The organism is Nonomuraea sp. NPDC052129 (assembly GCF_040680095.1).
Lineage (GTDB): Bacteria > Actinomycetota > Actinomycetes > Streptosporangiales > Streptosporangiaceae > Nonomuraea.
On sequence record NZ_JBFAVX010000001.1, the window covers coordinates 517,774 to 542,390 of the forward strand.

Sequence of the window (24,617 nt, forward strand, 5' to 3'; positions counted from 1 at the left end):
GACATCGCATACATGACCAGGTCAACGGCATAGAAGGCACGACCGCATCGATATTTCACAACAAAACAATCAAACCTTGACGAAGCATTGCCTCCAGCTGATCTGGCCTGCAAATCTGCCATATGGCCTGAAACTTCCCGTTCTGGCACGTTCCTTGGGGGCCTTGTTAGATGACCACACCGACGTCCACCGCACCAGAGATCGACGCGACGTCCGTGACCGAAGCACCGGATGCGGTGGGCCGATCGCCCGGCCAGCTCATGTGGCTGCGCTTCCGGCGGGACCGCACCGGGGTCATCTCCGCCGCGATCGTGATCTTCTTCTTCCTGGTCGCCATCCTCGCGCCGGTCATCTCCCTGGTGTACGGCAAGGACCCGTACACCCTGTACGGCCAGGACCGGCCCGGACTGCTCAACGACTTCGGCTACGCGATGGCGCCCAACGGCGGGATCAGCTCGGAGTTCTGGTTCGGCATCGAGCCCAACCTGGGCCGTGACGTGTTCATGCAGCTCATCTACGGGATCAGGACCTCGCTGCTGATCGCGGTGGTGGCGACGATCCTCACCACGCTGATCGGCATCGTGGTCGGCATCATCGCCGGGTACGCCGGCGGCAAGACCGACTTCTTCATCGGCCGGGTCATCGACCTGATGCTGTCGTTCCCGCAGGTGCTGTTCATCATCGCGTTCACGCCGGTGGTGGACCAGCTGCTGGTGCCCTCCAACGAGGAGACCCCGGTGTGGCTGCGGGCGGTCACGCTGACCATCCTGCTCACCGTCTTCGGCTGGGCCGGGCTGGCCAGGCTGCTGCGCGGCCAGGTGCTGTCGATGCGCGAGCGTGAGTTCGTGGAGGCCGCCAAGGTCACCGGCGCCTCCCCCGCCCGGATCGTGTTCAAGGAGCTGCTGCCCAACCTCTGGACCCCGATCCTCATCCAGTCGACGCTGCTGCTGCCCGCCCTGGTCACGGCCGAGGCGGCGCTGTCCTTCCTGGGGGTCGGGATGGGCGAGCAGGTCCCCGACTGGGGCCGGATGTTCCTGCGGGCCACGCAGGTCTACCAGAACGACATCACCTATCTCATCTTCCCCGGCGTCGCACTGCTGATCTTCGTCATCGCCTTCAACCTGCTCGGTGACTCGGTCCGCGACGCCTTCGACCCCAAGATCAAGCGCTAGGAGAGAAATGAATCACCGCAAACGGTCGGCTCTCGCGGTTGTCGCGGCGGCCTCGCTGGCGTTGGTCGGCGCCTGCGCGCCGGGCAACGCGGGCGCTCCGTCGAGCGCCCCCGCGAGCGCGGGCGCCTCGTCTGCGCCGGCGGCGGCCTACCAGCCCCCGACGATCACCCTGGGCACCGCGGAGGACTCCAAGGGCCCCGCCATCCCGCCGGAGGGCGTCGTCAAGGGCGGCACCGTCACCATGATCGACCGGGACGACTTCGCCCACTTCGACCCGGCCCAGATCTACGTGAACACCGACGCGAACTTCGGCCTGCTCATCAGCCGCGGCCTGACCGGCTACAAGCGGATCGCCAAGGGCGACTACAAGCTGGTCGGCGACCTGGCCACCGACGCGGGCACGCCGTCCGACGGCGGCAAGACCTGGACGTTCACTCTGAAGGATGGGGTGAAGTGGCAGGACGGCAGCCCGATCACCTCAGCCGACGTGAAGTGGTCCGTCGAGCGGATGTTCGCCCCCTTCGTCACGTTCGGGCCGAACTACATTCAGACGTGGCTCACCTCCGAGGACTACAAGAAGGCCTACCCCGGCCCGTACGGCGGCAAGGAACTCGACAACATCGAGACCCCTGACGACAAGACGGTCGTCTTCAAGTTCAACTCGCCGCACGCCGACGCCAACTACGCCTTCGCCATGGCGGGCTACAACATCGTGCCCAAGGCCAAGGACACCAAGGAGAAGTACGACAAGGAGCCCGTCTCCTCCGGTCCGTACATCATCAAGTCGCACGTCGTCGACAAGTCCCTCGAGCTGGCCCGCAACCCCAACTGGGACGCCGCCACCGACCCGATCCGCGGCGCGTACCCGGACGTGTGGAAGATGGAGTTCGGCCAGGAGGCCACTCAGGTGACCGACCGGTTCGTGGCCGACTCAGGACCCGACCAGACGGCGTTCACGTTCTACTCCAACACCCCGGCGGAGCGGCTGCAGCAGGTGCTGGGCGACGCCAGCCTGGCCGACCGCCGCATGATCAGCCCGTCGCCGTACGGCAACTACTACTACTTCAACCTCGACCGGGTGAAGGACCAGAAGATCCGTCAGGCGATCAACTACGCCTGGCCGGCCAAGCAGATCCAGCAGGCCCTGGGCGGCCCGCAGGCCGTGGCGCTGCCGACGACGATCCTCAACGAGAACACCACGGTCGGCTACAAGCCGTACGACCTGTTCGGGAAGACGGCCAAGCCCGAGGGCGACATCGAGAAGGCCAAGCAGCTGCTGGCCGAGTCGAGCAACCCGCACCCGACCATCGTCTACGCCTACAACAACCTGCCCACCCAGGAACCGGTCACCCTGGTGATCAAGAACGCCCTGGAGAAGGCCGGGATCAAGGTCGTGGCCAAGTCGCTGGACCGTAAGACGTACTACGACTCGATCAGCCAGACGAAGAACGAGTTCGACCTGTACTGGGGCGGCTGGGGCGCCGACTGGCCGTCCGGCTCCACCGTGATGCCGATCATCTTCGGCCCGGTCTCCGACGGCGGGCAGAACATGAGCCACCTCAACGACCCGACGGTCAAGGCCGAGATGAAGAAGATCTCGGAGAACCCGGACATCAACGCGGCCAACGAGGCCTGGATGAACCTCGACAAGCAGATCCAGGAGACCATCACCCCGCTGGTCGTGGCCGAGAACCGGATCGGCACCTTCCTGCACGGCTCCAAGGTGGGCGGCGCCGAGATCGATCCGCAGCAGTGGATCGTCTCCCCCAACACCATCTTCGTGAAGCAGTAGCACCGCCGCTCCGGGCGCCGTCGCGGCGCCCGGAGCGCCCTTTTGGAGATCTCGTGCTTCGATTCCTGACCCGCCGCGTCATCGGCGCCGCGGTCATCCTCGTGATCATCTCGGGGGTGACCTTCTTCCTGTTCTTCGTGATCCCCGCCGACCCGGCCCGACTGGCGTGCGGCAAGGTCTGCCCGCCGGAGACGCTGGCGCAGGCCAGGCACAACCTGGGCCTCGACCAGCCGGTCGTGGTGCAGTTCGTGTCGTGGCTCGGGGGGATCTTCTTCGGCCGGAACTTCGAGGGCCTCGGCAACTGCCCCGCGCCCTGTCTCGGCTACTCCTTCGTCAACCGCGCCCCGGTCTTCGAGACCATCATCGACCGGCTGCCCGTCACCATCGCGCTGACGATCGGCGCCTCGGTGATCTTCCTGACGTTCGGCGTGGCCACCGGCATCCTCGCCGCGCTGCGCCAGGGCAAGCCGCTCGACAAGATCGCCAGCATCTCGTCGCTGGTCGGCGCCTCGATGCAGATCTACTTCGTGGGCACGCTGGCCATGTACTTCTTCGTCTACCAGGCGCACATCTTCCCGCAGCCCAAGTACATCCCGATCACCGAGGATCCGCTCGGCTGGTTCGGCGGGCTGCTCCTGCCCTGGATCGTGCTGGCGATCATCTTCACCGCCAACTACACCAGGATGACCCGCTCCACGATGGTGGAGAACCTGGCTGAGGACTACGTACGAACCGCCAGGGCCAAGGGCATGTCCGGCAGGAGCGTGGTGCTGCGCTTCGCCCTGCGCGGCACGCTGACCCCGATCGTCACCATCTTCGGCGTGGACCTGGGCATGCTCATCGGCGGCGCGATCATCACCGAGACCACGTTCGGGCTGCAGGGGATCGGCCGCCTGTCGGTCCGCGCGGTCGACAACTCCGACCTGCCCACACTGATGGCCACCGTCCTGGTGGCAGCGGGCGCGATCGTGGTGATGAACATCGTCGTCGACGCCCTGTACGCCGTCATCGATCCCCGCGTGAGGCTGAGCTGATGTTCCTTGAGGTCAACGAGCTCACCGTCGACTTCCACACCGAGGACGGCGTGGTCCACGCGGTGGACCGGCTCTCCTTCCAGGTGGAGCAGGGGACCACGCTCGGCATCGTGGGAGAGTCGGGCTCGGGCAAGTCGGTGACGAACCTGGCCGTGCTCGGCCTGCACAACCCGGAGACGGCGAAGATCTCCGGCAGCATCACCTTCGACGGCCAGGAGCTGATCAGCGCGTCCAGGTCCACGATGGAGAAGCTGCGCGGCGACCGGATCGCGATGATCTTCCAGGACCCGCTGACGTCGCTGTCGCCGTTCCACACGATCGGCGCGCAGATCGCCGAGGTGTACCGCAAGCACAAGGGCGTCTCGCGGTCGTCCGCGCGGGACCGGGCGATCGAGATGCTGGACCGGGTCGGCATCCCGCAGCCGAAGGTCCGCGTCGACGACTACCCGCACCAGTTCTCCGGGGGCATGCGCCAGCGCGCGATGATCGCCATGGCGCTGGTCTGCGACCCCGGTCTGCTGATCGCCGACGAGCCGACGACCGCGCTCGACGTCACCGTACAGGCGCAGATCCTCGACCTGCTGAGCGAGCTGCAGGAGCAATCGGGCACGGCGATCGTGCTGATCACCCACGACCTGGGCGTGGTGGCCAACACCGCGCACAACGTGCTGGTCATGTACGCCGGGCGGGCCGTGGAGCGGGGCACGATGCACGAGGTGCTGCGCGAGCCGCGCCATCCGTACACCTGGGGGCTGCTGGGCTCGATGCCCAGCCTGCGCCGCCCGGTGGACCTGCCGCTGGAGCCGGTGCGCGGCACCCCGCCCAGCCTGATCAACCTGCCGTCCGGCTGCGCGTTCCACCCGCGCTGCGACTACATGAAGCTGCTCGGCAAGGAAGTGTGCGCCGGTGACCGGCCCGAGCTGTCGCCCGAACACGGCCACGGCGACGCCTGCTTCCTGACGCTCAAACAGAAGGCGGAGCAGCGCCGGCGACCAGTTGAGGAGACGAAGTGACGGAGAAGCTGCTGGAGCTGTCCGGGGTGGTGAAGCACTTCCCCGTCAGAGGCGGCTTCCTGGTCAAGCACCAGGTCGGCGTGGTGCACGCGGTGGACGGCATCGACCTGACCGTGCACGCGGGCGAGACGCTCGGCCTGGTCGGCGAGTCGGGCTGCGGCAAGTCGACGACCGGACGCCTGGCGGCCCGGCTGCTGGAGCCGACCGGCGGCCGCATCACCTATGACGGCCGCGACATCACCCACGCGGGCCGCCGCGAGCTCAAGCCGATCAGGCCCGAGATCCAGATGGTCTTCCAGGACCCGTACTCCTCGCTGAACCCGCGGCACACGGTCGGCTCGATCATCCGCGGCCCGATGGACATCAACGACATCAACCCGCCCGGCGGCCGAGAGGCGCGCGCCAGGGAACTGCTGGAGATCGTCGGCCTGAACCCGGAGCACTACAACCGCTTCCCGCACGAGTTCTCCGGCGGCCAGCGGCAGCGCATCGGCGTCGCCAGGGCCCTGGCCCTGGAGCCCCGGCTGATCGTGGCCGACGAGCCGGTGTCCGCGCTGGACGTGTCGATCCAGGCCCAGGTGATCAACCTGCTGCAGCAGCTGCAGCGGGACATGGGGATCGCGTTCCTGTTCATCGCGCACGACCTGGCGGTGGTCCGGCACTTCTCGCAGCGGGTCGCGGTCATGTACCTGGGGAAGATCGTCGAGATCGCGGACCGGGAGTCGCTCTATGAGCGGCCGCGCCATCCCTACACGCACGCGCTTTTGTCGGCGGTGCCGGACGCGGACGTGGAGGGGCCGGCGCGGCAGCGGATCCGGCTGGCGGGGGACGTCCCGTCGCCGCTCAACCCGCCGTCGGGGTGCCGCTTCCGTACGCGGTGCTGGAAGGCGCAGGAGAAGTGCGCGGTGGAGGAGCCGCCGCTGACGCGGCTGTCGGGCAACCACGAGGGCCACCTGACCGCCTGCCACTTTCCCGAGGCCCCCACCACTCAGGGCGAGGACGTGGTGCTGGACCCGGCGCTGGCGTGATCACGCTGGTCTTCCTTGCTGTTCAGACGTCCGGCCCGCCGTACTCTCGCGGCGGGCCGGACGCCTTTCACAACCATTTTCTGGTACGGCAAGCATGGGGAACCCGCCACCCGCCGACCGGGGTTGAGGGCCTCCAGGAAGACGGCCTCTGACCGGACGGTGGCCGGGCGCCGTTACGCCCCGCCGACAGCTCGCTCGGCCTGAGCTTGTTCGGCCTGGAATCGGAGGGCGTCGACCGCCGCCGCCGGGTCCGAGGCGCCATAGACGGCGCTGCCCGCCACGAAGACATCCGCGCCGGCCACCACGCAGCGCTCGATGGTGTCCGCGTCCACGCCTCCGTCCACCTGGAGCCAGATCTGCCCGCCGTGCCGCTCGATCAGGGCGCGGGCCCGGCGGATCTTGGGCAGCACCATGTCGAGGAACTTCTGCCCCCCGAACCCCGGCTCGACCGTCATCAGCAGGAGCATGTCGACCTCACCCAGCAGATCCTCGTAAGGTTCGATCGCCGTGGCCGGGTTGAACGCGATGGCCGCCCGCGCGCCCAGCGACCGGATCTCGCGCAGCGTGCGCACCGGCGACTTCGCCGCCTCCACGTGGATCGTGACGCTGCCCGCGCCCGCCTCGGCGTAGGGCGGGGCCCAGCGGTCGGGGTCCTCGATCATGAGGTGGCAGTCGAGCGGCATCGAGGTCGCCTTGCGCAGCGCCTCGACCACGGGCAGCCCGAGGGTCAGGTTGGGCACGAAGTGGTTGTCCATGACATCCACGTGCAGCCAGTCGGCATTGGTGACGGCCGCGGCTTCGTCGGCGAGCCTGGCGAAGTCGGCGGACAGGATGCTGGGCGAGATCTGTAGGGCCATGATGGTCAGAGTCTATTGAACGGCGCCCACACCCGCAGCGGTGCGGGTCCTTCGCCAGTTTCCGCACCCAGGGCGCTCATATGCGGCGCCTTCATGAGGCGCTCGCCGTTTCACTTTTCACCGACGATCCCGTAGCCAGCGCAGCGAGGCCAGGCCCAGCGCGACCATCATGTTCACCAAGTGGAGATCGGCCCCCGGTCCCGCCGACGCGGCGATCCGGAGCAGAAAGCCCGAGTGCGTCGCCAGCACCGCATCGATCTGAGCCGGATCGAGGTCGCGGGTCAGTGGATGGCTCTCAGCGATCGGCTGCGGATCCATCCCGCTGAGCGACACGCCGGCCAGCAGCGTCACCACGTCGCAGTGACCGGCCCCGACCCATGCGTGCGGCCAGTCGACGACGAAGACGCGCTCCGCGGTCAGCATGATGTTGAACGGATACAGGTCACCATGCAGAAGCGTCTGACCAGCCAGAGCAGGTGCGGCGCGCTCCTCCAGCGCGGCGAGTTCGTCGAGGTGACCAGCCGCCCACGGAGAAAGCGCACCGACCCTCTTGAGGACGGCGCCCTCGATCCCGGGGCCGCCCTTCGCCAGTGCCGCCCAGCCACCCAGCCGCGGCCCGCCCAGTAACGCCCCGTCCACCGGTGACGGGGTCAAGGCCCGCACCAGGTCGGTGACAGCCGCCAGGGCCCGTTCGAGTTCATCCCGCTGCCACGGCTGGGCGGGCAGCCGACCCGGAATCTCCTCGAATATCAGCGCGACCCAGTCACCGTCGTCATAGGCGTCCAGCAACCGTGGCACCGGCACCGTCCGGGGAAGCCGCCGCGAGATCGCTATCTCCCTGCGGTGGAAGGCCGCCACCGAGGGCGCCGTCGACGTACTCGCCGCCTTCACGAACGCGCCCCCGCCACCCGCCAGACGCACACGCGCGGCCAAGCCCTCGGAGAACCCGCCCGGCTGACTGACCGCGCCCACCACCCGGTCACCGAGCAGCCGCTCTATCCCCGCCGCCACCTCCTCGGGCACGGCCGCCCAGGCGATCCTCCTGCCGCCCGTGGCCCGAGGGAGCACGCCCCGCTCACGCGCCATCGTGATCCTTCCCCGCTCTGGTCGCCTGGGATCAGCGGTCGAGCACCAGCCTCACAGCGGGCCGCTGTCGGGCGACTCGGCTGCGGCCAGGCGCAGGATCGGTTCGAGCAGGCCAGGGAAGCGGTCACGTAGATCGTCTGCGCGTAGCCGGATCCGCCGGTGCCGGCCGTCGACGGTCATGCTGATCAGCCCGGCCTCCCGCAGGACCCGCCAGTGGTTGGACAGCGTCGATATCGGCACATCCAGCCCGTCGGCCAGAACGGCACAGGTCGCCTCGGGATTGCCCCTGGCCCGCCGTACCAACTCCAAGCGCACCGGATCACTGAGCGCGTGCAGCACTGGCGCGAGCGTCAGCGCCTCGCGCGCGGGCTGGGGTAGCGGTCGCATGCCTCGACGATACCCGAGTGTTCGATAGTTCGGAATTATGGAACTATGGCGTGCGGGAGCATCCACATCACGGAAGGGAACGGCGTTGACCGCACATGAAGACGCGACGAAGGCTGAATCATCTGCCGGCATCCGGTCGAACCGGGCGGCGTTACTCACAGTGGCCTGCCTGGGTCAGTTCATGGTGCTGCTCGACAGCACGATCGTCGGCGCGGCGCTGCCCGATATGCAGCACCGGTTACACACCCAGTTGAGCGGTCTGCAATGGATCGTCGACGCCTACGTCCTGCTGGTCGCCATGCTGCTGCTGTCCGGCGGCGTCTTCGCCGACCGCTTCGGCCGCAAGCGGGTGTTCTTGGCGGGCGTCGCGGTGTTCACCGTCGCGTCCTTGCTCTGCTCCGCCGCGCCCTCGATCGGCTGGCTGATCACCGGACGGGTGGCGCAGGGTATCGGAGCCGCGGCGCTGAGCCCCGCCTCGCTGGCCCTGCTCGCCGCCGCGTATCCCGCTCCGCGAGAACGCGTCAAGGCGATCGGGCTGTGGGCCGGATTCAGCGGCATCGGCCTGGCCGCCGGCCCGCCGGCCGGTGGCATTCTGGTGGACGCCTTCGGCTGGCCCGCCATCTTCCTCGTCAATCTGCCCATCGGGGCGGTCCTGCTGCTGGCCGGGCTGCGCATCCTGGGCGAGTCCCGCAATCCCGGCGCGCCGGCGATCGACATCCCGGGGACGGTCCTGTCCGTCCTGGGCGTGGGGGCGCTGACCTATGGGCTGATCGAGGGCGGTTCGCGTGGCTGGACCTCGCCGGCGATCCTGGGGAGCTTCGCCGCCGCGATGGTGCTCCTCGCCGTCTTCGTCGTCGTCGAAGGACGCGGCTCGACGCCGATGCTGCCGCTGCGGCTGTTCCGTCAGCGGCTGTTCACGGTGTCCAACACGGCGATGGTCGTGGTCGGGTTCGCGCTGATGGGGTCGTCGTTCTTCTTCTCCCAGTTCTTCGTGTACGTCCAGGGCACTTCGATCCTGGTCGCCGGGCTGCGGACCCTGCCCGCCTCCCTCGCCATGGTGATCGTCAGCCCGTACGCGGGCCGGCTCGCCGCCCGATACGGCTTCCGCGTCGTGGTCACCACCGGCCTGGCGCTGGCCGGGCTGGGGCTGCTGGCGCTGGGCTTCGTCCACGCGGACACCGGCTACGGGAACGTGTGGTGGCGGCTGGCGGTCGTCGGCATCGGATTCGCTCTCACCATGTCGCCGCTGACTGGCGCCGCCATCCAGGCGGTCAGCCCGCACGAGGGCGGCCTCGCCTCGGGCATCAGCAGCACCACCCGGCAGATCGGCGCGGTGCTCGGCGTGGCGGTGCTCGGAGCCATCGTCCACACCCGGGAATCCGGCGGCGCCTCCTTCGAGGCCGGCCTCAACAGCGCCTTCCTCGCGGCTGGCGCCGTCACCTTGGCCGGCGCCGTGTTCACGGGCCTGTGGCTGGCGAGGTCCACGCCCGCGGAAGCCTCGGCGCCGCCGCCACAACCCACCGACTCACCCACGATCACGACACCGTCCTGACGCGCCATCTCGATCGTGCCCGTGTCCACGCCCGGATGGCTGCGGTGTGCCTGACGTGCGGCAACCAGTTGAGCATGCAGTTCACCGAAGCCCTGCGGCGCAGGATGAGTCGCGGGCTACGATGGCCACATGACCGCTCCCCAGCACCGCGCGCAACTTGCCGCCCGCGTCCAACGGCTCGAAGCGGCCGCTTTTACGCTCGGTTCCGACCTAGGGGACATCAAGGCCACGGTGGATCAACTCCCGCAGACGATCCGCCAGGAGATCCTCGAATACACCGAGCCCGTCTTCGGGGAAATCATGGCGGGCAACGCTTCGCTGGCCACGAAGGAGCACCTGGACCAGCTTGAGCAGCGCCTGAAGGACCTGAGAGACCTGACCGAATCGCGCTTCGGTCAGATTGACGCCAAACTGGACCAACTCCTGATGGCTGCGCCGCAAACGCCTCCGCGCTGAGCCCTGGCTGAGACGATCCGGGTCCTCGACCGGGTGAAGGGCGAGCGCCGCATCGGTCCACGCACCGCCCGCAGGCACACAGGCGCGCACACGGCCTCGTCCCACGACGGCTTGACCCACCAACCCTTGATTACCAGGAAATCAGCCGAGCGGAACCTCCGCCGAGCGGGAGGGAATGGCGTCGAGCGTGTCGAGCAGGTCGCGGTCGAAGGTGATCGTACCGGCGGCGATGTTCTCTTCGAGGTGCTCGATGGCGGCGGTGCCGGGGATGAGCAGGACGTGGGGAGCGTGGTGCAGCAGCCAGGCGAGGCCGACCTGTGCGGGTGTACGGCCGAGTGACGCCGCGGCGGCGAGGACGGCCGCTTCGTCGGTCACCTTCGGCATCTGGGGGAAGGCGCCGCCCAGGGGAAAGAACGGCACCCAGGCGATGCCCTCGGTCCGGCACAGTTCGATCATGGCTTCGTCGTCCCGGGTGACGAGGCTGTAGGCGTTCTGGACGCAGGCGATGCCGGCGGGGATCGCTCGGCGCAGTCCGTCGAGGGTGACGCTGCCCAGCCCGATCGCGCCGATCTTGCCCTCGTCGCGCATCGCCGTCATCACGGCGAGCTGGTCGTCGATGTCGACCAACTGATCGCCGGTGGCCCGCACTCCAGGACCGGAGTCCGTACGGCGCAGGTTCACGACCGGGATCTGCTCCAGGCCGAGGCTGATGAGGTTGTCCTCGACGCTGGCGCGGAGTTCTTCGGGCCGCTGGGCGAGCCGCAGCGGGATCGGACCGTCGGGGTCGGGGTCGGCGCCGACCTTGCTGACGACCATGACACCGTCCTCCGGCCGGATCGCCTCGCGGAGAAGCCCGTTGACGAAGCCGTTGCCATAGAACTGGGCGGTGTCGATGTGGTCGACGCCGAGTTCGATCGCCCGGCGCAGGACCGCCAGGGCCGCGTCACGATCGTCGTGCAGGCGTCCGAGCTGCATGGCGCCGTATCCGATACGGGACACGGTACGCTCGGCGAACTGAGCGGTGCCGCCGGGCTGAGGAGCATTGACCGGCTCGCCGGAAACGGTGTTGCTGGAGGTCATGGGAACCCCGTCCGGGTAAGATGCGGGAGATACCGGAGGATCCTCCGATATCTCCACTGACTATAGAGCAATATCGGAGGTACCTCCACTTTGGCTTCGCCCGACCCGGCGTCCGCCGGCACCTCCGCGGAACAGCCGGCCACGACACAGCGTCCGCTCCGCGCCCACGCCCAGCGCAACCGGGACAAGCTCATCGCCATCGCCCGGACCGCCTTCGCGACCGCCGACGACACCGTCCCGCTCGAAAGCATCGCCCGTGAGGCGGGCGTCGGCATCGGCACCCTCTATCGCCATTTCCCCACCCGTGAAGCGCTCGTGGAGGCGGTCTACGCAGCCGAACTCGACGACATCGCCACGAGCGCCCCGGCCCTGCTCGAACGGTTCCCGCCGCAGATCGCGCTGCGCGCCTGGATGGACCGCTACGGGGCGTTCGCCGCGATGAAACGCGGCATGGCCGACACACTGCGCGCCGGCCAGGCCTCAGGCCGTATCCCGACAGCCACCACCAGGGACCGCATCACCACCGCGATCAGGACGATCCTCGCCAAGGGCGCCGACACGGGCTCGCTCCGCGCGGACGCCGACCCCGACGACGTCGCCACAATGCTCCTCGGGATCTTCCTCGCCACGGCGGCCCGCGACACCCCCGAGCAGACCGGCCGCCTCCTCGACCTGCTCGTCGACGCCCTGCTCCCCAAGCCAGGCCGCTAGCAGGGGTCCGGGACAGCCCGGAGGATCATTTCGTGTCCCAGATGCGCCAACGCATGGCAACCCTTGTCTCCGAAGCCGGCTACCGCAGCGACGAACCGATCGTGGTCGGGATCCAGCAGGGCGGCGCGCCACCCGTACTCCTCGCCCAAGGGCTGTCATCCACCGGTGGGCCAGTGACCGCCGCGACGCTCGCCTACGCGGCGTCACTGTCGAAGCAGATGACCGCGGCCTGCGCGGCGCTGCTGGCCCAAGCTGGCGTACTCGACATGGAGTCGGCCCTGTCACGCTGGCTGCCCCGGCTACCGGCGTGGGCCGGCACCGTCCGGCTCCGGCACCTGGTCCATCACACAGCCGCCCTTCCCGCCGACTCCGAGATCGATGCCATCATCGCCGAGGACGACGACCGGACCACTCCAGGCATCATCCAAGCACTCGCCCGGTTCCCGGCCCTGGACCACCGGCCGGGCACCGAACACGTCTATTCCAACGCCGGATATGTCTGCCTGGCGGCGGTGGTGGAACGAGCGGCGGACATGCCGCTGCCCGACTTTGCCCAGCACCACCTCTTCGTCCCGCTCGCGATGGCGGACAGCCGCTACTGGCCCGGGCCCGACCCGACGCCCCCGGGCGCCGCGCCGCTTGCCCGCCTTCATCCCGCCCCACTGTCCCTGGGTGACGGAGGGGTGTGGACGACTCTCCGCGACCTACTGCGCTGGGGCCAGGCGCTGAACGCCGATGAACTCGGCATCTCGGGGCTCATGCAGACTCCTGGACGCCTCGATGACGGAACGCCGATCGACTACGCCTGGGGCGTCGGCGTCCGATCCCACGCCGGGCACCGCGTCTATCGGCACGGAGGAGGCTGGACAGGTCTGCGGGCCCTGCACGCCCGAGTACCCGACCTGGACCTGAGCGTGGCTCTCCTTGCGCTCAACGACCACACCGAACGCCGAGTCCCGCTCCTCAACGGCCTTCTCGATGCGGTGACCAATCCCAGCTTCCGGTCGAAGGACGAGCAGACCTGATTCCCGGCGCCCATCACGCCGGGAAACGCGAACATGATCCGCTCAGAGCGGGCGCTTGCGGAGGAGGGCGAGGAACATCGCGTCCGTGCCGTGGCGGTGCGGCCAGAACTGCGCGTGCGGGCCATCGCCCAGCCCCTCGATCTCCGGCAGGTAGTCGCGTGCGTCGAGCTGCTCCACATCGCCGCGCCGGCCGGCGACGTCACCGACGACGACCCGGGTCTCGGCCAGGTGCGGCGAGCAGGTGACGTAGGCGACCACCCCGCCGGGCCGTACGGCGTCGAGTGCGGCGTCGAGCAGGCGCCGCTGCAACCGGCCCAGCTCGGCGATGTCCGCGGGATCCCGCCGCCACCTCGCCTCGGGGCGACGGCGCAGCGCTCCGAGGCCGGTGCAGGGCGCGTCCAGCATGATCCGGTCGAACGCACCCGGCCGCCAGGCCGGCTCGGTCCCATCGGCGGTGACCACGGCGGCGTCCCGGGTGGTCTGCCAGACCAGCCGCGCCCGGTGATACTGCACGTCGGCGGCCAGCAGCCGGGCCCCGCCCGGATAGGCCACCGCCCGAACGCCGAGCCCCACAGGATCGGCGGGATAACGGTCGTCGGAGGCCGCGAGGTCGCCGTAGGTGGCGATGGCGTCGAGGAGGCCCGCCTTGCCGCCCGGCCCTGCGCACATGTCGAGCCACAGCTCGTCACGCCCGTCGAGCGGGACGCGGGTAAGAGCGAGCGCCACAAGCTGGCTGGCCTCGTCCTGGACGGCCGCGCGGGTTTCGGCGACCGCCGGGATCCTGCCCGGGTCGCCCTCCGGCAGGTAGGCGGCGTACGGTGAGTAGCGGCCCGGGTCGGCGCCGCTGTCGGTCAGCTCCTCGACCGAGCTGCGGCCGGGCCGGGCGACCAGTGTCACCAGCGGCCGCGCGTTGTCGGCGGCCAGCAGGTCGGCGACCTCGTCGGCCCGGCCGCCCAGGGCGTCGCGGAACGCGCTCACGATCCACCGCGGATGGCTGTAGGCGACCGACAGATGCCCGGCCGGGTCGTGGGCCTCGTCGGGGGCCACGATCGGGACCCACTCCTCGATGGTCCGTGACCCGATCTTGCGCAGCACGGCGTTGACGAACTTGGCGGCGCCCGCCCCGATGCGCAGCCGTACGAGATCGACGGTCGTGCCGACGGCGGCGTGCGGGGGAACGCGCATCTTGAGCAGTTGGTGGGCGCCGAGCCGCAGGGCGTCGCGCACGTCGGAGTCGGGCGCCCGGTCGACGCACATCTCGATGATCGCGTCGTACGTCCCGAGCCCGCGCAGCGTCCCATAGGCCAGCTCGGTCGCCAGCGCCGCGTCACGCCCCTTCACCCCGCGCTCGCGCAGCAGGCGCGGCATCAGCAGGTTGGCGTACGCGTCACGCTCGTCGACGGCCCGCATGACGTCGAAGGCGGCATTGCGCGCCTGGTCACGCGCCGGACCCCGCGACCGACCCCGGCCGCCGGCTTGACGGCCTTGACCGTCTTGACCGGCTCGGCCGCCGCTGCCATGTCCGGTCCCGGTCGGCCGTCCCGCGTTCTGGCGGCGTGGGCCCTGTCCCATGTCGTTTCTCACTCGAAACCTGGTCTCACTCGAACCTGTCGTCGCTCTCAGGACGCACACCGCGCGCCCACTCCCCCGCGCTCATCAGCCGCTTGCCCTGCGGCTGGAGCTCGCCCAGCTCGACCGGGTGGGTCGCGGTGCCGACCAGCACGGTGTTCTTGGTGGCGGCGATGGCGCCGGGCGGCAGCGGCTCGGCCGTGGGGGCGAGCCGGACCGGGCCGAGCTTCAGCCGGTGGCCGCGGAACTCGCTCCAGGCGCCCGGGTTGGGCGTACAGGCACGGATCAGGCGGTCGACGCGCATGGCGGGCGCGGACCAGTCGACCCGGGCGTCGGTCACGTTGATCTTGGGTGCGATGCTGACCCCGTCGGCCGGCTGGGGAACCGCCTGCAGCTTGCCGTCGGCCACCCCGTCGAGCGTTGCCGACAGCAACTCGGCGCCCGAGACCGACAGGCGTTCGAGCAGCGCGCCGCTGGTGTCGTCAGGACGGATCTCCTCGGTGACGACGCCGAAGACCGCCCCGGCGTCGAGCTCCTTGACGATCTGGAACGTCGAGGCGCCGGTGATCTCGTCACCGTGCAGGATCGCGTGCTGGACGGGCGCGGCGCCCCGCCATGCGGGCAGGATCGAGAAGTGCAGGTTGATCCAGCCGAGCGGCGGCACGTCGAGCGCGGACTGCGGCAGCAGCGCCCCGTAGGCGACCACGGGGCAGCAGTCGGGCTCCAGCCCGCGCAGCCGGTCGAGGAACTCCGGGTCGCCGGCCTTGGCCGGGCGCAGCACCTCGATGCCCGCCTCCTCGGCCAGCTCGGCCACCGGCGACGGGTGCACCTTGCGACCGCGCCCCGACTGGGCGTCGGGCCGGGTGACGACCGCGACGACCTCGTGCCGCGGCGAGTCGATCAGTGTGCGTAGTGACGGCAGTGCCGTCTCGGGCGTGCCCGCGAAGACCAGGCGCATCGTCAGAGTGCCTTCCCGCCCATGGTGTGCGGGGAGAACTTGACCATGGGGACGGACAGCCCGCTCCATTCAGCCTCGCGGACGGCCTTCATCGCCAGCTTGCGCTGCTTGGGGTCCATCCGGTCGATGAACAGGATGCCGTCGAGGTGGTCGGTCTCGTGCTGGAAGCAGCGGGCCATCAGGTCGGTGCCCTCCAGCGTGACCGGCTCGCCGTACATGTCGAAGCCCTTGGCGACGGCGCGGATGGCCCGCGGCGTCGGGAACGACAGGCCGGGGAAGGACAGGCAGCCCTCCTCGCCCTCCTCGTCGATGTCGGCGGACAGGTCGAGATCGGGGTTGATCAGATGGCCGAGCTGCTCGTCGACGTAGTAGGTGAACACCCGCAGCCCGACGCCGATCTGCGGGGCCGCGAGCCCGGCGCCGGGGGCGTCCATCATCGTGTCGGTGAGGTCTTTGACCAGCTTGCGGAGCTCCTTGTCGAAGTCGACGACCGGTGCCGCCGCGGTGGTCAGCACCGGGTCTCCGAACAGGCGGATCGACTGGATCGCCAAAGGGTCACTCCGTTTCGTCAGTGGGTCAGCCCAGTTTAGTGTGCGCCAGCGATCGGGCCTTCATCGCGGCTTTGCGGGCTGCCTTGACCACGGCCTTGTCGTCGTGCGCGGCGGCGAGCATGTCGAGCACCGCGATGGTGTCCGGGTGGCCCACGGCGGGCATCTGGCCGACGAGCCGGATCAGGTCCTCACCCGGCTCGGGGTCCAGCCGGCCCGCGGCGGGGCCGGACAGGTGCATGAGGGCGGCCAGCGAGTCGACCGCGATCCAGGTGTGGTCGTCGGGGCTGAGCGTGGGGGCGTCGAGGTCACGGATGTGCAGCCAGGACGCGGCGTAGCGGCGCATCAGCGGCAGCTCGAGCGCCTCGCGGACCGGGGCCTCGGCCTCGGGCCCCAGCTCCTCCAAGATGGCGCCCACGGCGCCGCGCTGCCCCGCGGTGCCCTCCGCCGCGATCTCGATGAGGTCGTGCGCGGCCTGCGCGGGCGGGCGGCGCTCCAGCCAGCCGGCGACCGCGCTCTGCGTGGCGGCGCCCTTGACCAGGGCCTCGACCAGCTCGGCGGCGGACAGGTCGGCGAACACCTCGACCTCGGCCGTCGTCGGCGCGTCATGCCCCTCGCGCAGCAGGTCCCTGCGTACGGCCCAGACGCCGAGCGGGGTGAGCGCGGTGCGACCGGCCGCGGTCTGCTCGACCAGGCCGCAGTAGGCCAGCAGCGCCAGCGCGTCGAGCAGCTCGGCGGGCAGCGAGGCGGCCAGTCTGCGCATCTCGATGGCGCCGGGCTCGCAGGCGACCTCGTGCGACTGCAGGATGCCCCGGGCGAGGTTGGCGATCGCGACGCCGGAACGTACGGAGTAGACCGTGGCCAGCATCTCCGCCAGGTGCTCGTCGACGACGGCCGAGCCGGTCAGGCCCTCGTCGGCGCGGTCGAGCACGTCCATGACCACGCCGTCCCAGAACTCCAGCGTCGCCTCGACCGAAAGCCGCTCCGGCAGCGGCCCTCGCGAAGCGCGCCCGCCGGCGATCTGGAGCAGCCCGGTGTTGACGGCGACGATCCAGACGAGGCGGAGCCGGGCGGCGTCGAGGCCCAGCTCGGCCGCGGCGGCTTGGGCGTCGGCCACGACCGGCAGCCCTTCCGGGGTGACCTCGCGGGTGCCGGTCCAGTTCATGAGCCGGATGGCGTCGGCGACGAGCGGCACCGTGGGCACGATCCCGGCCAGCTCGGCGTCGGGCGCCAGCAGGACAGGTGGGAACGTCAACGCCTCTTGCTCCGCCACGGGAGTCTCCTCGGGTGGCCGTGGGGGCACGGCGGACTGCTCATCGATCAGCTTACGCAGCTCGGCGAGGTCGAAGACGTTGTTTGCCACCCCACGAAACTTACTGCACACGAGTCACATGAGCGTACTCAACGGATGGCTCGGGAGCGCGCTTTGAAGGCGGCCTTACGGGCCGCCTTGGCCACCGTACCGTCGGGCAGCGAGCGTCCGAGCAGCTCCAGCACGTCTACGACGTCGGGGTGGTCCACGCGCCACATTTCTTCGATGAGGTGGGCGGGCGGGCCGGAGGCGGCCATGTTCTCGGCGAAGATCTCGGGGGCCTCTTCGGCGGCGGGCAGCGCCAGGGCGAGCATGTCGATGCTGACCCACAGCAGCTCCTCCTGGCTGAGCTGCGGGGCGGCCAGCCCTCGGGCGGTCAGCCAGTGGATGGCGTGCGGGCGCAGCTCCTGGTCCTCCAGGCAGGCGCGTACCTCGGGCTCCGCCTCGGCGCCCAGCCGGTCGACGATGGTCACCGCGATGCCGCGCGCCACGGCGGGGGCGCCGGAGGCGGCGGCGAGCAGCTCGGCCGCCGCCGTGACCGGGCTGCGGCCGGCCAGCCACCGGCTGATGTCCTCTTCGGCCAGGTCGGTGGGCATGCCGTCGAGCAGGCCCTCGATCAGCCCGGTCGCGTCGGCCTCGGCCAGGTCACCGGCCTGCGGCGCGTCGAGGCCGAGCGCCAGATAGTGCTCGCGCAGCCCCCACACGGCCAGCGGGGTCAGCCCGGCGGCCTCGCCCTCGACCGCGACCATGCCGCACCAGGCCAGCCGGTCGAGCACCGCGCCCAGATCAGCGCCGCCCGCGTCCGCGACCTCCTCCAGGTAGTCGCCGATCACGGTGACGGGCACGGGCGCCCGCAGCCGGTAGAGCATGTCGAACAGGTCGTAGAGCTCCTCGTCGAGCTCGGCCGAGCCGGTGACCGTGCCGCGGGTGTCGCGTTCGACGATGTGGGCGACGATCTCGGCCCACGCCTGGAGCGGGTCGTCACCGACGTCGCGCCGCAGCTCCTCTTCCAGATCTCGGTACGGTCCGGCGTTTCCCGCCAGGAGCGGCACGTTCGCCAGCTCGGCCACGAGCGCGTCGGGCTCCGCCAGTCGTACGGCCGGCAACGGCGCGCACCCCGGGCAGTCGCAGGGCGCCTCCCCCAGGTCGGGCAGCTCGCCCGAGGGGATCGCGACCGACTGCTCCAGCGACTCGGGACCGATGGAGCTGAACAGGCTCTTGGCCATGCCGAAGTTGGCCGTGTCGGCGAGCGCCACGGGCATCTTCGGCTCGATGCCGGCCAGCTCCTCGCGCATCGCCGCCGCGGTCTCCTCGCCGACCGCGCCGGCCTGTTGCAGGAAATCGACGAGGGTACGGGCGGCGGCCACGGTCTCCGGCGCGCTCTCCGGCGGTGCGATGACCTTGCGAGGGTAGATGGACAGCAGCAGCTCGTCGAAGGTCGCGGGAGTGAAGTCGCCCAGCTCGTTGACGTTGAGATAGTCGCTGGCGTAGTCGCAGAGCAAGCGGATTTCGTCCGCGTCCACCACGACGCCCCGCGCGCGCCCCCAGGCACGGAGGTCGTCGATGGCCTGGTTCACCCATTCGATCGACACAGGGGCACGCTAACGGCTGGCTTACAGATGAGCGAATCGGGGAAACCGCTTAAATCAGGTCGAGCGGGTCGACACTCACCCGTACGACATCAGGTGCCTTACGGGCCGCACGTACCCCACTGGCCCCTTTGAGCGCGGCGGCCAGCGCGGCGCCGCCGCCGCGCGGGACGCGGATCATGGCGCGTTCCCTGCCCGCCTCGTCCACCGGCACGGGGCCGAGCACCTGGGCGCCGTCGGGCAGGCGCGTCTCGTCGAGCATCTGCCGGACCGCGGCGGCACTGCCCGTGAGCGTCGCCATCCGTACGGCGGGCGGGAAGCCCAGCTCGGCGCGTTCGGCCAGCTCACGCTCGGCGTGGGTGATCGGGTCCCAGCGCAGCAGCGCCTGTACGACCGGCAGCGCGGCGTCGCCCAGCACCACCACCTCGGCGCCGGGCAGGAGCAGGGCGGCGGCGTTCGTCCAGCGGCGCAGCGCCTCCTCGGTGGCCCGCAGGTCCGGCCGGCCGAGCAGCGCCCACGCGTCCAGCAGCACGGCCGCCGCGTAGCCGCCCTCGGCCACCGGCTCGGCGCCGGGCGTGGCGACGACCAGGGCTCGGGTGGCGGGCACGGTGGCCAGCACGCCGTCGCGTCCGGAGGTGCGTACCGGGATCGAAGGGAAGGCCCGGCCCAGCTCCTCGGCGGTACGGCGGGCGCCCACGACGACGGCTCGCAGCCGGTGGCCACCGCAGTTCGGGCAGCGCCAGCCGGCGTCCACCCGGCCGCACCAGCGGCAGTAGGGGGCGGCGTGACCGCCTCGCAGGGCGAGCGGGCCATGACACGACAGGGGCTCCACGGAAGTGGGGTCGCCGCCGAGCCTCAGCCCACCGTGCGTTGTCCCGCCGTGCTTCGTCCCGACGTGCTTCGTCCCGCTTTGCTTCGTCCCGCGGCTGGCCGTCGCCGCCATGGCCATGCCTGGTATGTCGGCGTTGGGCTCATCCACCGCGCCTCCGGGAGCCGCGAGGGCACTGAGACGAGTAGGGGGGAGCTCGCAGCGGGCAGGGGCGCGGCAGTTCTGGCAGGCCAGTGCGGGCAGGTAGCCGCGCCGGGGTACCTGGACCAGCACCGGGCCGGACTCCAGCCCTTGGCGCAGCGCGCGCCAGGCCAGGCTGGGCAGCCTGGCCTGACGCGCGGCCTGGTCCTTGGCGAGTTCGGCGTCCTCTCCGGCGGGATGTACGCGGGGGGCGAGGCTTCTGATCGTGGTGCGGGCGGCGACGATCGGCCTGGCCCAGCGACTGGCGATGAGCTGCGTGGCCTCGGCGGTACGCGTGTAGCCACCGATCAGCATGGCCGCGCCCGTGCGATGGGCCCGCAGCGCGAGGACCTCGCGGGCGTGCGGGTAGGGGGCCAGCCGTTCGGCGTGAAGGTCGTCACCGTCGTCCCAGATGGCCACCAGACCGAGCGCGGCCACGGGGGCGAACACGGCGGCCCGGGTGCCCACGACCGCCCGCACCTGCCCTCTCAGGACGCGCAGCCAGCGCCGGTAGCGTTCGGCCGGGCCCAGGTCCGCGGTGAGCGCCACGTGCCGCCCATCACCGAGCACCCGGGTGAGCTCGGCGTCGGCCAGCGCCACGTCCTTGCCGTCGGGCACCACGACGACCGCGCCCCGCCCGCCCTCGAGCGTCGCGCGGACCGCCTCGGCCACCGCCCCGGCCCAGCCCCTGGCCCCCGGCAGGGCCGACCATACGGCCCGGGGCGCCCGGCCGTTGCGCAGCGCGTCGAGGAACGACGGCCCCATCGGGTAGTCGTCCCAGGGGCCGGCGGACGCGCCGTCGGCCGGGACGGGAGTGCCTCCGGTCGTGTCGGTGACCGGGCTGGTGGGCGTATCAGTCGCCGCGTCGCCGGGCTGGCCAGAAACCGGACCAGTCGCCGCGTCACCAGGCGTACCGGGAACCGGTTCGGTTGGCGCGGCGGTCGTTTCGGCGGGTCTTGGGGGGTTCGCCTCGGCCCTGGCGTGGCGGGGCGGGATGGCCAGGCGCAGGACGTCGGCGAGCGTGCCCGCGTAGCGGTCGGCGACCGCCCTGGCCAGGCCCGCGATCTCCCCGGTCAGCACCCGCTCGCCCGACACGACCCGTTCGAGGGCGGTGAGCTTGCCCGCGTGCTCGCTCTCCTCGACCCGTTCGAGCACGAACCCGTCCACCAGCTGCCCGGCGAACCGCACCCGCACCCGCACCCCCGGCTCGGCCGTCTCGTGCATCGTCGCCGGCACCAGGTAGTCGAACGGCCGGTCGAGGTGCGGCAGCGGGTTGTCCACCGCCACCCGGGCCACCGGCCGCGAAGGAGCGGGAACCGGCGCCCCCTTACCGGGCTTGGACGGCTCCACCCTCCGCACGGCGTCGAGCGGCAGGAGGGCATTGGAGTCGGTCACGCATTACGTCTACCAGACCCGGACCACCCGTAACGCCCGCACGCTTGTCGGACCCACGCCCTACACCCGTCCGGTCCCAGGCCCCCGCCTGCCCGGTCCCCAAGCCCTACACCCGTCCGATCCGAGGCCCCCGCTTGCCCGGTCCCCAAGCCCTACGCCTGTCCGATCCCAGGCCTCACGGCCTGCTCGGTCCCCGAGCCGCAGACGGGGCTCAGCCTTGCTCGCGCTGCCGCCGCCCGATCACCCAGGCGGCGACCTGACTCCGCCCGGAGAATCCGAGTTTGGCGAGGATGTTCTCCATGTGAGAGTCCACCGTGCGCCGGGCGACGACCAGCCGCTGCGCGATCAGCCTGTTGGTCAGCCCGGCGGCGACCAGCTCGGCGACGTCCGCCTCGCGCGGGGTGAGCGGCGCCCAGAACGGTACGGCCGGGGCAGAAGGCGTGACGCCCGGGGCGAGCGCGTCGGCGATCACCTCCTCCTCCGACATGGCCCGGCCCTCGGAGACGGCCCTGCCATGCTGCCGGCCGAGGGTCTCACGTAGTTCCTTGAGGTGGCTGTCGCGCTCGGCGGCGAGGATCGGCGCGCCGAGCAGGGGGCTCACCTCGTACCCCCACAGCCGTTGCGCCGCGCTCAGTAACCGGGCGGCGCGGGCGGGCCGGCCCTGGTCGGCGGCGAGCCGGCCGAGGAGCTCGACGCAGAGCGCCCGCCCGAACGTCATGTGCAGCGACACCTGCGTCCGCAGTGCCGTCCTGGCCAGGGTGTCCGCCTCCGCGTACTGTCCGGCCGTCCGCCGCGCCAGGGCGAGCGCGAGCTCCGTCCAGGCAGCGGTGGCGGCGTCGCCCGCTTCCCGGCCGAGCGCGCCGGCCTTGGCGAGAACCTCCTCCGCCTCGCTGGTACGGCCGGCGAGCAGCAGCGTGAGGCCCAGTTCGACGGTGGCATCGAGCGGATGGACGTCACCGTCGGGCGACAGGCCCTCGACGCAGCGGGTCAGGTGGCGTTCGGCCGCGGGCAGGTCGCCCGCGCAGAGGCTCACCGTGCCGCGCGCCTTGGCGAGGTGGAGGGCGCCGCGCGGGCCCAGCCGGGCCGCGGGTGCCTCGGCCTCTTCCAGCGCCTTGCGGGCCGCGCCCAGGTCGCCGCTTGTGGTCGCCAGGTGCGCGAGCAACAACAGGGCGTCGAGCCGTACCGGATCGGAGCAAGAGGTGATGGGCAGCAGACGTTCCAGGTAGCGGCGCCCGTACCTGGCCATGCCCCCGAACGTCCACAGCCGGCCCAGCCGCAGCCCCATCCGCAGCCCGCGCTCGCGGGCGGCCGGGTCGGCGGCGAAGGACTCGAGCGCGGCCCGCAGATCGACCCACTCATCCCTGACCCGGACAATCGCCTCACCCCGGTCACGACCTGCCACCTCGGCCAGCTCGGCCCTGACCCGAGCCACTTCCTCGCCCCGGTCACGACCCGCCACCTCGGCCCTGACCTGGGCCATCTCCTCGCGACCTGACACCTCACCCCTGTCACGGCCCGCCGAGTAACCGCGGTCGCGGCCTACTGCCTCGCCCCGGTAGCGACCTGCCGCTTCGGCGAGCGCGTAGTAGTGCTCGCGGTGGCGTGCCCGCAGCCGTTCCCGCTCGCCGGTGCCCGCCAAGCGGGCGGCGGCGAACTCGCGCACGCTGTCGGGCATGCGGTACGTCGCCTGCGGCTCGTCCTGCTCCCTGGTCACGATCGCCTTCTCGACCAGCGCCGCCAGCGTGGCGCGCACCCGCGCGGCGGGCAGGGGGCCGCCCGCGCAGACCTTCTCGGCCGCCGCCCGCTCGAACGTCCCCGCGAACACGCTCAGCCGCTCCCACAGCAGGCGCTCCTCGGGCGAGCAGAGCCCGTGGCTCCACCCGATCACGGCCCGCGTGGTCGCGTCTCCGCCCCGCTGCGCACCGACGTCCGGCGAACGCCTCCCCCAAGGGCCGCCCGCCTCCGCTGGATGGCTCCCCTGCGGCCCGCGCACGTCCGCAGAGTCGCTCCCCCGAAACCCCCGGGCGTCCGCTGAGGGCCTGAGCCGCCTGCCCGCATCTGCCACGTTCCTGGCCCGCCGCCCACCCACGTCCACGGGATATGTGGCCGGCCGCCCGTTGTCGTCCGACGCCACCGGCTGCCCGTCCGAGTCCGGGCGGCCGAGCGAGTCCGAGCGGCCGCTCGGCTCAGTGTGCCGGTCCAGGTCCGGGCGACCGAGCGGGTCCGGGCGGCCGAGCGGGCCGCCGTACGCGTCCATCCGCGCGAGCAGCTCGTCCACGGGCGACCGGCGGACGTGGGCGGCGGCCAGCTCGATCGCCAGCGGGATGCCCTCCAGGCGGCGGCAGAGCTCGGCGACGGACGCCGCGTTCCGCTCGGTGACCTCGAAGCCGGGATCAACGCCGGGGTCGGCGGCCGCGACTCGGTCGAGGAGGAGCGACACCGACTCGACGCGCGCCACGTCGGCGGGCACCGACTCGCCACCTGGTACGGCCAGCGGCCGGACGATGACCGCGTGCCCGCCGGGGACGCGCAGCGCCTGCCGGCTCGTGGCCAGCACGTGCAGGCCGGGGGCGGCGCGCAGCAGCGACTGTACGAGAGCGGAGCAGGCGTCGGTCAGGTGTTCGCAGGTGTCGAGCACCAGGAGCAGGCGGCGGCGCGACAATTGCGCGGTCAGGTCACCGGTGACGTCGAGGCTCTGGGCGATGACCTCTTCGAGGGACTCGGGGTCGGTGTGCCCGGCCAGCTCGACGAACCGGCTGCCGTCGGTGAAGGCCCGCCGCATGAGCTGCGCAGCCCGTACGGCCACGCGAGTCTTACCCACCCCGGCGATGCCGGTGACGGTGACGAGGCGGCTGCGCTGGAGCATCCGCCGGACGTCAGCGACCTCCTGACGGCGACCCACGAAGCTGGTCGCCGTGGCACGCCATGGCATGATCCATTCCCCAGTTTCCGGAAGATCCAAGGAGACCACGGTACGTCTCCACGGCCTCCCTCAGAGAACGGCCCCCGCCCGACCGGCCGTGAACACGCAGATGCCGCACCCC

The 24,617-nt window shown here is 71.1% G+C and carries 20 protein-coding genes; 9 read left to right on the forward strand and 11 right to left on the reverse strand.

What is annotated here, in order from left to right:
* Window positions 1-170 precede the first annotated feature (170 nt).
* From AB0L53_RS02370 to AB0L53_RS02390, 5 genes are read left to right on the forward strand one after another with little or no spacing between them, the layout of a single operon-like run.
* Window positions 171-1,172, forward strand: coding sequence for an ABC transporter permease (locus tag AB0L53_RS02370; protein WP_363989122.1), 1,002 nt, complete (start codon window positions 171-173; stop codon window positions 1,170-1,172).
* 7 nt (window positions 1,173-1,179) lie between these two features.
* Window positions 1,180-2,964: an ABC transporter substrate-binding protein gene (locus tag AB0L53_RS02375; protein ID WP_363989125.1), complete on the forward strand. Its 1,785-nt coding sequence runs from the start codon at window positions 1,180-1,182 to the stop codon at window positions 2,962-2,964.
* 53 nt (window positions 2,965-3,017) lie between these two features.
* Window positions 3,018-3,998, forward strand: a complete 981-nt coding sequence (locus tag AB0L53_RS02380; protein WP_363989128.1) for an ABC transporter permease — start codon at window positions 3,018-3,020, stop codon at window positions 3,996-3,998.
* Entirely contained in the window at window positions 3,998-5,011 is a 1,014-nt protein-coding gene (locus AB0L53_RS02385) for an ABC transporter ATP-binding protein (RefSeq protein ID WP_363989130.1), read from the forward strand. The genes AB0L53_RS02380 and AB0L53_RS02385 overlap by 1 nt, the downstream gene beginning before the upstream one ends.
* The gene (locus AB0L53_RS02390; RefSeq protein ID WP_357945315.1) at window positions 5,008-6,039 is read left to right on the forward strand and encodes a dipeptide ABC transporter ATP-binding protein; all 1,032 of its coding nucleotides are present in this window, start codon (window positions 5,008-5,010) and stop codon (window positions 6,037-6,039) included. Before AB0L53_RS02385 ends, AB0L53_RS02390 begins: the two co-directional genes overlap by 4 nt.
* Before the next feature lie 173 nt (window positions 6,040-6,212).
* Here the strand turns inward: AB0L53_RS02390 and rpe are convergent, their stop codons facing one another.
* The 3 genes from rpe to AB0L53_RS02405 all read right to left on the reverse strand — a co-directional run bounded on the left by rpe (window position 6,213) and on the right by AB0L53_RS02405 (window position 8,369).
* Entirely contained in the window at window positions 6,213-6,896 is a 684-nt protein-coding gene (gene rpe, locus AB0L53_RS02395) for a ribulose-phosphate 3-epimerase (protein WP_363989133.1), read from the reverse strand.
* Window positions 6,897-7,013: 117 nt separating this feature from the next.
* Complete coding sequence (locus tag AB0L53_RS02400; protein ID WP_363989136.1) at window positions 7,014-7,982, reverse strand: aminoglycoside phosphotransferase family protein; 969 nt, start codon at window positions 7,980-7,982, stop codon at window positions 7,014-7,016.
* A 51-nt stretch (window positions 7,983-8,033) separates the two neighbouring features.
* A complete protein-coding gene (locus AB0L53_RS02405; RefSeq protein ID WP_363989139.1) occupies window positions 8,034-8,369 on the reverse strand; it encodes a helix-turn-helix domain-containing protein in 336 nt (111 codons plus the stop codon).
* An 85-nt stretch (window positions 8,370-8,454) separates the two neighbouring features.
* Between AB0L53_RS02405 and AB0L53_RS02410 the strand changes: the two genes are divergently transcribed.
* Together AB0L53_RS02410 and AB0L53_RS02415 are read left to right on the forward strand one after the other, a co-directional pair.
* Complete coding sequence (locus tag AB0L53_RS02410; RefSeq protein ID WP_363989142.1) at window positions 8,455-9,921, forward strand: MFS transporter; 1,467 nt, start codon at window positions 8,455-8,457, stop codon at window positions 9,919-9,921.
* A 129-nt stretch (window positions 9,922-10,050) separates the two neighbouring features.
* Window positions 10,051-10,377 carry a hypothetical protein gene (locus AB0L53_RS02415; protein WP_363989145.1) on the forward strand — a complete coding sequence of 109 codons (327 nt, stop codon included), beginning with the start codon at window positions 10,051-10,053 and terminating at the stop codon, window positions 10,375-10,377.
* A gap of 141 nt (window positions 10,378-10,518) precedes the next feature.
* On the opposite strand, the gene AB0L53_RS02420 is transcribed toward AB0L53_RS02415, so the two are convergent.
* Window positions 10,519-11,457 carry an aldo/keto reductase gene (locus AB0L53_RS02420; protein ID WP_363989147.1) on the reverse strand — a complete coding sequence of 313 codons (939 nt, stop codon included), beginning with the start codon at window positions 11,455-11,457 and terminating at the stop codon, window positions 10,519-10,521.
* Between the two features lie 90 nt (window positions 11,458-11,547).
* Here AB0L53_RS02420 and AB0L53_RS02425 point away from each other — a divergent pair, with 90 nt between their 5' ends.
* Together AB0L53_RS02425 and AB0L53_RS02430 are read left to right on the forward strand one after the other, a co-directional pair.
* Window positions 11,548-12,168, forward strand: coding sequence for a TetR/AcrR family transcriptional regulator (locus AB0L53_RS02425; protein WP_363989150.1), 621 nt, complete (start codon window positions 11,548-11,550; stop codon window positions 12,166-12,168).
* 53 nt (window positions 12,169-12,221) lie between these two features.
* On the forward strand, window positions 12,222-13,193 hold the full coding sequence (locus AB0L53_RS02430; protein WP_363989152.1) for a serine hydrolase domain-containing protein: 972 nt from the start codon (window positions 12,222-12,224) through the stop codon (window positions 13,191-13,193).
* Between the two features lie 42 nt (window positions 13,194-13,235).
* On the opposite strand, the gene AB0L53_RS02435 is transcribed toward AB0L53_RS02430, so the two are convergent.
* The 7 genes from AB0L53_RS02435 to AB0L53_RS02465 form a co-directional block, all read right to left on the reverse strand.
* On the reverse strand, window positions 13,236-14,603 hold the full coding sequence (locus tag AB0L53_RS02435) for a transcription antitermination factor NusB (RefSeq protein ID WP_363989155.1): 1,368 nt from the start codon (window positions 14,601-14,603) through the stop codon (window positions 13,236-13,238).
* A gap of 187 nt (window positions 14,604-14,790) precedes the next feature.
* Complete coding sequence (fmt, locus tag AB0L53_RS02440) at window positions 14,791-15,720, reverse strand: methionyl-tRNA formyltransferase (RefSeq protein ID WP_363989158.1); 930 nt, start codon at window positions 15,718-15,720, stop codon at window positions 14,791-14,793.
* A 2-nt stretch (window positions 15,721-15,722) separates the two neighbouring features.
* A complete protein-coding gene (gene def / locus AB0L53_RS02445; protein ID WP_363989160.1) occupies window positions 15,723-16,271 on the reverse strand; it encodes a peptide deformylase in 549 nt (182 codons plus the stop codon).
* A gap of 25 nt (window positions 16,272-16,296) precedes the next feature.
* Complete coding sequence (locus AB0L53_RS02450) at window positions 16,297-17,631, reverse strand: hypothetical protein (protein WP_363989163.1); 1,335 nt, start codon at window positions 17,629-17,631, stop codon at window positions 16,297-16,299.
* 38 nt (window positions 17,632-17,669) lie between these two features.
* Window positions 17,670-19,172 carry a hypothetical protein gene (locus tag AB0L53_RS02455; RefSeq protein ID WP_363989166.1) on the reverse strand — a complete coding sequence of 501 codons (1,503 nt, stop codon included), beginning with the start codon at window positions 19,170-19,172 and terminating at the stop codon, window positions 17,670-17,672.
* 49 nt (window positions 19,173-19,221) lie between these two features.
* Window positions 19,222-21,573, reverse strand: a complete 2,352-nt coding sequence (locus AB0L53_RS02460) for a primosomal protein N' (protein ID WP_363989169.1) — start codon at window positions 21,571-21,573, stop codon at window positions 19,222-19,224.
* Window positions 21,574-21,784: 211 nt separating this feature from the next.
* Window positions 21,785-24,505 (reverse strand): LuxR C-terminal-related transcriptional regulator, encoded by a 2,721-nt coding sequence (locus AB0L53_RS02465; protein ID WP_363989172.1) that lies wholly within the window; start codon window positions 24,503-24,505, stop codon window positions 21,785-21,787.
* Between the last annotated feature and the right edge of the window lie 112 nt (window positions 24,506-24,617).